Here is a 7,821-nt window from a genome sequence, read left to right as displayed (position 1 = left end):
CGGAAGCTAAGCCCTCCAGCGCCGATGGTACTGCACTCGACAGGGTGTGGGAGAGTAGGTCACCGCCGTACATATTTTGCGAATGCCTCGCATCACGACTCCTTATAGGGGTTGTGGTGCGGGGCATTTCGCGTTTCCGGGGCCGGGCGATCTTCGCGCGGAGGCGCCCTGGCAGACTGTGCGAATGCTGTCGCGAAAGAATCTGCTGCGTTCTGTCCCATTTGCGCTTGCCGCGGTCACCGCGCTGACACTGACCGGCTGCGGGTCGGATTCGGCGTCCGACGAGTCCACCTCGGATGCGTCACTGAGCGCCGGCGACCTGAACGTGCAGTTCAACGGCGACGAGCCGCCGACGCTGACCTTGCCCGCGGACAAGCCGGACCTGGCCGAAACCAAGATCACGGTGGTGGCAAAGGGTGACGGGGCCACTGTCGGACCCAACGACCAGGTGACCCTCGAGTACCAGGGCACGAGCTGGGACACCGGAGAGATCTTCGACCAGAGTTACGGTCGTGCGCCGGCCACGTTCGCCCCGAGCCAGGTCATCCCGGGGTTCGCGCAGGCGCTCGTCGGGCAGCAGGTCGGTTCGAAGGTCCTCGCCGAGATCCCGCCGAAGGACGCCTACGGTCCGGCCGGCAGCGGCTCGGAGCTCGCGGGTCAGACTCTGGTCTTCCTGGTCGACATCAAGAGCGTCAACTAGGGCAGGGGCGTCGCCAGGCGGGTCTGCGCGCTGCGCCCGCGGAGGGTCACCGTGTCGCCCAGCGTCCACCGTGCGGCCTCGACGGTGCCGGCCGCTGCCACCGCGCGGTCGGAGGCGAGCACGGCTCCGGGAACGGTCTTCGCGAGTTCGGAGAGGCGGGCCGCCTCGTTCACGGGGTCGCCGATCACGGTGTACTCGAATCGCTTTCGGGCGCCGATGTTTCCGGCCACCGCGGTGCCGGATGCGACCCCGACGGCCGCGTCGCAGTCGGGCACCTCGACGCGCAGCCGTTGCTGGATCCGGCGGACCGCGGCCAGCGCGCTCCCAGCCGGGTCGTCCAGGTCCGCGGGCGCACCGAAGATCGCCAGCGCCGCGTCCCCCTCGAACTTGTTGACGAAGCCGCCGTGCCGGTCCACCTCGTCGACCACCACGTCGAAGAAGCGGTTGAGCAGGTCGACCACCTGCTGCGGGGGACGGGACGCCGCGAGCTGCGTCGAGCCCACCAGGTCGATGAAGAACACCGCGACCTCGCGCTCCTCGCCGCCGAGTTCGGGATTGCGCGCGATGGCGGCCTCGGCCACCTCGTGACCGACGTGCAGGCCGAAGAGGTCCCGGATTCGTTCGCGTTCGGACAGGCCCTCCGCCATCCGGTTGAAACCACTCTGCAGTTCCCCGAGCTCGGTGCCGTCGTACACCTGGATCCGGGTACCGAGGTGGCCCTTCTCGACCTCGGTCATGGCGGCGCGGACGGACCGGATGGGCGCCACGGTCGCGGCCACCCCTAGCAGGGTGAGCAGCAGTCCGAACACCAGCGCGGCGCCGCCGATGGCCAGGATCGACCACGCCAGCTGGTCCGGGCTGGCCTCCTCGTGCAGCAGCGAGAACAGCGCGACCAGGATCAGCCCGGTGACGGGTACCCCCGTCCCGAGGAGCCAGGCCAGCACGTTGCGGCCGGTGACGCCCGCGATCCGGACCCGGCGGGGATCGCCCGCCTCGAGTGCCCGAGCGGCGGCGGGGCGCAGGGCGAACTCGGCCAGCAGGTATCCGAAGGCACAGATGGTGGTGCCGCTCATCGCGATGGTCAGCGAGACCTTCGGGATGGTCTCGGGATCGACCATGGCGTAGGCGGTGGTGAACACCACCAGCCCGCCGAGCCACAGCACGATCTGGATACGGGTCAGTTTCCACGGCATCGACAGCGCCGCGGCCGCCTCCTCGCGGTTCGGCGCCCGGCCCTTGACGGCCCAGCGCAGCCCACGCAGGGCGCGCAGGGTGCCCCAGACCAGGCCGACGACGGTGGCCACGACGAGATAGGCCGGGCCGAGGACGGCGTCGACGAAGAGGAACTCCCGAGTCAGCAGTTCCGGTCCGGGGACCACCGCGATGAGCGCGCCGACCACGACGAATCCGACCAGGTTGGTCACCAGCAGGCTGACGGTGAGCAGCACCTGTACCCGCAGCCGCCGACGCCGCGGCGTCTCGGTGGGGGAACCGAGGAGGCGTGAGCCCAGCGGGGCTGTGGAAACTCCGGGAACTGCCATGATCGCCGAGCGTAATGGCTCCGGCCAGCTGTGGTCGGGACCGGCGCTGGCGTGCTCTAGTGTGGTCCGAGTGCGTCTCGTGATTGCCAACTGCCATGTCGACTACGTCGGCCGTCTCACCTCCCACCTTCCGAAGGCCCGACGGCTGCTGCTGGTCAAGTCCGACGGTTCGGTGAGCATCCATGCGGACGACCGTGCCTACAAGCCGCTGAACTGGATGAGCCCGCCCTGTTGGCTGGTCGAGGACGACGCCGGCGACGGCAAGCAGCTCTGGGTGGTGACCAACAAGGCCGGCGAGGAACTGCGGATCACCATCGACGAGGTGGAACACGACTCCTCGCACGAGCTCGGCGTCGACCCGGGTCTGATCAAGGACGGCGTCGAGGCGCACCTGCAGGAGCTGCTCGCCGAGCACGTCGAGACACTCGGCCCCGGCTACACGCTGGTGCGGCGCGAGTTCATGACGGCGATCGGCCCGGTGGACCTGATGTGCCGCAATGCCGACGGCGCGTCGGTGGCGGTGGAGATCAAGCGTCGCGGTGAGATCGACGGCGTCGAGCAGCTGACCCGCTACCTCGAACTGCTCAACCGGGACCCGCTGTTGGCCCCGGTCACCGGTGTGTTCGCCGCGCAGCAGATCAAGCCGCAGGCCCGGACGCTGGCGGAGGACCGCGGAATCCGTTGCATGACCCTCGACTACGAGGCGCTGCGCGGAATCGAGAGCACCGAGTTCAGGCTGTTCTGAGCGACATTTAGGCTGGATTCATGCCCCGCCGCAATCATCACCGTCGCGCCGAGCCGCCGTCGCCGCTGGGTGGCTCGCAGGCCCGTGTGGAGTCCGGCCCGGCCGGCTACGACGGCGAGCAGTACCAGGTCCGGCAGATCCCGGGCGCCCGCGCCACCAAGACCTACCGGTGCCCCGGCTGTGACCACGAGATCCGGCCCGGCGTCGCGCACCTGGTGGCCTGGCCGGCGGACGCCATCGGCGGAGCCGAGGACCGCCGGCACTGGCACTCAGGATGCTGGAACGGGCGCGGGTCCCGCGGGATCACCCGGCGTTGGTCGTGACGTCCCGCTCGGAGTCCTGGTACTCGTCCGCGGACCCGTGCTCGTCCTGGCCGGCGTCGTTCTGATCGGACTCGCCGTGAGCCTCGTCCTCGGCGGCCGCTGAGTCCCGGCGGTCCTTGCGCTCGGACTCGTTGACGCCGTCGAGCAGCTCGCCCTCCCGGTTGACCGAGGCCAGCATCGCCGGCACCGAATCGAGCTGGCCGCGAATGCCCAAGAGCTGCGCGAGGACCCGGCCCCGGAGGACCCGCAGCTCCTCGGCGAGCTCCTTGGCGTGGGCGATCCGCTTCTCGGCCTGTTCGGTGGCGGTCTGCAGCCGGCGCCGGGCCTCGTTGGTGGCGTCGGTGATCCGGCGGGCCGCCTCGGCCTTGCTGGTCGCCTCGAGCTCCTCGACCGCGCTGACCACCTTGGTGCGGCGTTCGCTCATGGTGATCTCGAAGTCCTGCTGGATCTGGCTGCGCTTGGTCTCGGACTCCGCCTCCATGCGGGCCCGCTCGCTCTGGGCGGCCTCGACGATCCGGGCGGCCTCGGTGCGCGCGGCGGCCATGGTCTGCGTGTGCTCGGTCTCGAGCGCGGAGCGGAGGTCGGCGAGCTCGGCCAGCCGGGTCTCGTGCTCGGCGCGCATCGCGGTGCTGTCCTGCTGGGCGATGGACACCATCTCGGCGGCCTCGGCCTGCGCATGGGCGCGCACCTCGGAGGCCTCGTCGGAGGCGAGGCGCAGCATCCGGGAGATGCGCTCACTCATGCCCTCGGCGGTGGTCGGCGGCACGGACAGCCGGTCGACGTCCTTGCGCAGGTCGTCGATCTCGTCGCGTGCGTCCTCGAGCTGCATCGCCAGGTCCCGGGCCTGTGCGGCCGCGGCGTCCCGGTCGGTTGCGGTCACCCGCAGCTCGGCGTCGAAACGATCGAAGTAGTGACGAACCTCGTCGCGGTCGTAACCCTTGCGTGCGACGGTGAAGGGGAGCGGAATCGATCCGCGGTCGTGCTCGTTGGCCATGCTCATAACCTACCGTCGCTGCGCTTGTGGTGTCGTCGCCCTGTCAGGCGTGATGAAAATACGCGAGACCGCCGCGCGGGAGGCGTTCGGCTCCCCGCACGGCGGTCAGGTGTGGTTGAAAGGGGGTGCTCAGTGCCCGCCGTCGGCGGCCGGCTCGACGAGCTCGACCAGCACGCCGCCGGCGTCCTTCGGGTGCAGGAAGTTGATCCGCGAGTTCGCGGTGCCGCGGCGCGGTGCGTCGTAGAGCAGCCGGACGCCGCCGGCGCGCAGGCGCTCGGAGATCGCGTCGAGGTCGGTGACGCGGTAGGCGAGCTGCTGCAGGCCCGGGCCGCTGCGGTCGATGAACTTGGCGATCGTGGAGTTCTCGTTGAGCGGCGCGAGCAGCTGGATCGCGGTGGAGCCCGCCGGGCTGCCGGGCACCGACAGCATGGCCTCGCGGACCCCCTGCTCCTCGTTGGTCTCCTCGTGCGTGGAGACGAGGCCCAGGTGTTCCGCGTACCAGGCGATCGCAACGTCGAGGTCGGGCACTGCGATGCCGACGTGGTCGATGGCCGTTACGAGGTCGGAGGCCAGGGGGGAAGTGGCCGAGCTGGGGGCAGAGTGTGTCATGACATTGACGTTAGCGTTACCGTCTTGGTAGTTCTCGTGGGGATGTGGCTTTAACCGGTGCCCGCCCGCACTGATCTTTGGAGGAAGCCGTGAGCAGTTCTGTAATCGTCGCCGGAGCCCGTACCCCGATGGGGCGGCTCCTGGGTTCACTCAAGGACTTCTCCGGGTCCGATCTCGGTGGCATCGCCATCAAGGGCGCGCTCGAGAAGGCCGGCGTCGCGCCCGAGAAGGTCGAGTACGTGATCATGGGCCAGGTGCTCACCGCGGGTGCGGGTCAGATGCCCGCCCGCCAGGCCGCCGTGGCCGCCGGCATCCCCATGGACGTGCCGGCCCTGTCCATCAACAAGGTGTGTCTGTCCGGCGTCGACGCGATCGCGCTGGCCGACCAGCTGATCCGCGCCGGCGAGTTCGACATCGTGGTCGCCGGCGGCCAGGAGTCGATGAGCCGCGCGCCGCACATGCTCGAGAAGAGCCGCGAGGGCTTCAAGTACGGCGACGTCACCCTGCGTGACCACATGGCCTACGACGGGCTGCACGACATCTTCACCGACCAGGCGATGGGGCTGCTGACCGAGCAGGTCAACCAGCAGGAAGCCAGCCACATCACCCGTGAGGAGCAGGACGCGTTCGCCGCGGCGTCGCACCAGAACGCCGCCCGCGCCTGGAAGAACGGCCTGTTCGACAACGAGGTCGTGCCGGTGCAGATCCCGCAGCGCAAGGGCGACCCGATCGTCTTCGCCGAGGACGAGGGCATCCGCGCCGACACCACCGCCGAGTCCCTGAGCAAGCTGCGTCCGGCCTTCAGCAAGGACGGCACCATCACCGCCGGTTCGGCCTCGCCGATCTCCGACGGTGCCGCCGCGGTGGTCGTGATGAGCAAGGCCAAGGCTGAGGAGCTGGGTCTGAGCTGGATCGCCGAGATCGGCGCCCACGGCGTCGTCGCCGGACCGGACTCCACCCTGCAGTCGCAGCCTGCCCGCGCGATCGCGAAGGCGTGCGCGAAGGAGGGCATTGCGCCCACCGACCTCGACCTCGTCGAGATCAACGAGGCGTTCGCGGCGGTCGGCATCGCGTCGACCCGGGAGCTGGGCCTGGACGCGGACAAGGTCAACGTGAACGGCGGCGCGATCGCGGTCGGGCACCCGCTCGGCATGTCGGGTGCGCGGATCGCCCTGCACCTGGCGCTCGAGCTGCAGCGTCGCGGCGGCGGTGTCGGCGCGGCCGCACTGTGCGGCGGCGGCGGTCAGGGCGACGCACTGATCATCCGCGTTCCCCAGCAGTAACTCGCCCGGTCAGCGGCCACAACTGCACCAACCGAATCCGACTACAAGGCGTCGTAGATCACACACGACGGCGCCTTGTTGTCCGATTTGCTCAGGCACAATGGTGGGCATGCCGAAGATCCTCGACGTGTCCACGCCCGCGAAGCGGTTCCGCCTGGTTGCCCAGTGGGAGGCCGTCACCTGGGCCGCCCTGCTGGTTGCGATGTTCTTCAAGTGGGTGCTCGGGTACGAAGAGGCCGTCCGGATCCCCGGAATGGTGCACGGCATCGCCGCCTTCGTTCCGTTCGTGTTGATCGCGCTGGTGACCGCGCGGTCGCTGAAGTGGGACCTGATGACCACCTTCTGGGCGTTGGTGTCGAGCGTGCCGCCGTTCGGGACGATCGTGTTCGAGCGCTGGGCCGTGCGCGGGGGCACTGCGCGTATCTGGGGGTCCGGGGGTTTCCGGGCGTACCGGGGTCCGGGTGGGAGGGGTTAGGCGCGCTGACACCGGGGTGGGCGTGCCAGACTGTTGGGTGTGACTCGACCTGGCTCTCGCCCGCCCGCACGTCCCTCGGCCGCCGCGGCCGCCGCCATGTCCGGGGCCGTGGACCTGTCCGCCCTCAAGGACCGCGCGCAGTCCCCGCCGCCGTCGCAGCAACCGACGGGCCCCGTCGGCGAGGCGGGCCCGACCGGGCTCGCGCCGGTCGTCGACGTCACCGAGGCCACCTTCGAGCCGGAGGTGCTCGAGCGGTCGTCCCAGGTGGTGGTGCTCGTCTCGATGTGGTCCGAGCGGAGCCCGTCGAGCGTCCAGTTCTCCGGGGTGCTCGAGTCCCTGGCCCGCCGGGGCGCGGGTGACTGGGTCCTGGCCCGGGTGGACGTCGACACGAACCCGCGGATCGCGCAGGCGTTCGGTGTGCAGGCCATCCCGACCGTGGTGGCCGTGGCCGCGGGGCAGCCGCTCGCCGACTTCGAGGGTGTCCAGCCCGAGGACCAGGTCAGTGGCTGGCTCGAGCAGGTGCTGCTCGCCACGGCAGGCAAGCTCGCCGGTCCGCCGGCGTCGGGTGGGGAAGAGGAGGAGCCCGAGGCCGAGGACCCGCGGTTCGTCGCCGCCGAGGACGCGCTCGCCGAGGGTGACCTGGTCGGCGCCGAGGCGGGCTACCAGGCGATCCTGGACGCGGAGCCGGGCAACACGGCCGCGCTCGGCGCCATCCGCCAGGTGCGCTTCCTGGCCCGGGTGCAGGACGTGGCGCCCGACGCGGTCGCCAAGGCGGACGCCGCCCCGACCGACGTGCAGGCGCAGCTCGACGCCGCCGACGCGCTGCTCTACACCCAGCAGGCCGAGGAGGCGTTCGGCCGGCTCATCGAGACCATCCGGCGCACCGCGGGCGACGACCGGACCGCGGCCCGGACCCGGCTGCTCGAGCTGTTCGAGCTCTTCGACCCGGCCGACCCGATGGTGGTCGCCGCGCGCCGCAAGCTGGCCTCCGCGCTGTACTGAGCCTGAACGCGTCCGGCCCCGCCTCGGTGAACGAGGCGGGGCCGGAACGGGTGTGGCTGTCTCAGCCGATGCTGAAGGGCTGGCCCCACAGGGTGGTGGTGCTGGTGACGGTGTCGGTGTTCACCGTGACGGTCGCGAAGGAGCGGGCC

10 protein-coding genes and 1 rRNA gene are annotated in these 7,821 nt (G+C 70.4%); 7 read left to right on the top strand and 4 right to left on the bottom strand.

Annotation, left to right across the window (positions count from 1 at the left end; all coding sequences use genetic code 11):
• Positions 1-71 (top strand): 5S ribosomal RNA (gene rrf, locus AC1DWC_RS26435); the annotation flags it as partial.
• Positions 72-184: 113 nt separating this feature from the next.
• On the top strand, positions 185-700 hold the full coding sequence (locus AC1DWC_RS26430) for an FKBP-type peptidyl-prolyl cis-trans isomerase (RefSeq protein WP_477912822.1): 516 nt from the start codon (positions 185-187) through the stop codon (positions 698-700).
• Here AC1DWC_RS26430 and AC1DWC_RS26425 read toward each other — a convergent pair.
• Positions 697-2,241, bottom strand: coding sequence for an adenylate/guanylate cyclase domain-containing protein (locus tag AC1DWC_RS26425; protein ID WP_477912820.1), 1,545 nt, complete (start codon positions 2,239-2,241; stop codon positions 697-699). The genes AC1DWC_RS26430 and AC1DWC_RS26425 overlap by 4 nt on opposite strands.
• 70 nt (positions 2,242-2,311) lie before the next feature.
• On the opposite strand from AC1DWC_RS26425, the gene nucS reads away from it, so the two are divergent.
• Entirely contained in the window at positions 2,312-2,986 is a 675-nt protein-coding gene (gene nucS / locus AC1DWC_RS26420) for an endonuclease NucS (protein WP_477912818.1), read from the top strand.
• Between the two features lie 20 nt (positions 2,987-3,006).
• The gene (locus AC1DWC_RS26415; protein WP_072844846.1) at positions 3,007-3,309 is read left to right on the top strand and encodes an ATP/GTP-binding protein; all 303 of its coding nucleotides are present in this window, start codon (positions 3,007-3,009) and stop codon (positions 3,307-3,309) included.
• On the opposite strand, the gene AC1DWC_RS26410 is transcribed toward AC1DWC_RS26415, so the two are convergent.
• Together AC1DWC_RS26410 and mce are read right to left on the bottom strand one after the other, a co-directional pair.
• A complete protein-coding gene (locus AC1DWC_RS26410) occupies positions 3,290-4,303 on the bottom strand; it encodes a hypothetical protein (protein ID WP_477912816.1) in 1,014 nt (337 codons plus the stop codon). The genes AC1DWC_RS26415 and AC1DWC_RS26410 overlap by 20 nt on opposite strands.
• 129 nt (positions 4,304-4,432) lie before the next feature.
• Complete coding sequence (gene mce, locus AC1DWC_RS26405) at positions 4,433-4,912, bottom strand: methylmalonyl-CoA epimerase (protein WP_072844847.1); 480 nt, start codon at positions 4,910-4,912, stop codon at positions 4,433-4,435.
• An 89-nt stretch (positions 4,913-5,001) separates the two neighbouring features.
• Between mce and AC1DWC_RS26400 the strand changes: the two genes are divergently transcribed.
• The 3 genes from AC1DWC_RS26400 (at position 5,002) to AC1DWC_RS26390 (ending at position 7,672) form a co-directional block, all read left to right on the top strand.
• A complete protein-coding gene (locus AC1DWC_RS26400) occupies positions 5,002-6,195 on the top strand; it encodes an acetyl-CoA C-acetyltransferase (RefSeq protein ID WP_477912814.1) in 1,194 nt (397 codons plus the stop codon).
• A gap of 109 nt (positions 6,196-6,304) precedes the next feature.
• Positions 6,305-6,670, top strand: coding sequence for a DUF3817 domain-containing protein (locus tag AC1DWC_RS26395; RefSeq protein ID WP_477912812.1), 366 nt, complete (start codon positions 6,305-6,307; stop codon positions 6,668-6,670).
• A gap of 96 nt (positions 6,671-6,766) precedes the next feature.
• Entirely contained in the window at positions 6,767-7,672 is a 906-nt protein-coding gene (locus AC1DWC_RS26390; RefSeq protein WP_477912824.1) for a co-chaperone YbbN, read from the top strand.
• Positions 7,673-7,733: 61 nt separating this feature from the next.
• On the opposite strand, the gene AC1DWC_RS26385 is transcribed toward AC1DWC_RS26390, so the two are convergent.
• A partial coding sequence (locus AC1DWC_RS26385) for an MspA family porin (RefSeq protein WP_477912798.1) occupies positions 7,734-7,821 on the bottom strand: 88 nt, incomplete at its 5' end.

The organism is Rhodococcus sp. P4_C10 (assembly GCF_056402135.1).
Note: the sequence above shows the minus strand (reverse complement) of the source record. Positions and strands in the feature narration are given on the sequence as shown.

What these genes read in the sequence shown, in the direction of transcription:
- AC1DWC_RS26430 (WP_477912822.1), top strand. Translation starts at nt 185, where the DNA reads ATGCTGTCGCGAAAGAATCTGCTGCGTTCTGTCCCATTTGCGCTTGCC.
- AC1DWC_RS26425 (WP_477912820.1), bottom strand. Translation starts at nt 2,241, where the DNA reads ATGGCAGTTCCCGGAGTTTCCACAGCCCCGCTGGGCTCACGCCTCCTC.
- AC1DWC_RS26415 (WP_072844846.1), top strand. Translation starts at nt 3,007, where the DNA reads ATGCCCCGCCGCAATCATCACCGTCGCGCCGAGCCGCCGTCGCCGCTG.
- AC1DWC_RS26410 (WP_477912816.1), bottom strand. Translation starts at nt 4,303, where the DNA reads ATGGCCAACGAGCACGACCGCGGATCGATTCCGCTCCCCTTCACCGTC.
- mce (WP_072844847.1), bottom strand. Translation starts at nt 4,912, where the DNA reads ATGACACACTCTGCCCCCAGCTCGGCCACTTCCCCCCTGGCCTCCGAC.
- AC1DWC_RS26395 (WP_477912812.1), top strand. Translation starts at nt 6,305, where the DNA reads ATGCCGAAGATCCTCGACGTGTCCACGCCCGCGAAGCGGTTCCGCCTG.
- AC1DWC_RS26390 (WP_477912824.1), top strand. Translation starts at nt 6,767, where the DNA reads ATGTCCGGGGCCGTGGACCTGTCCGCCCTCAAGGACCGCGCGCAGTCC.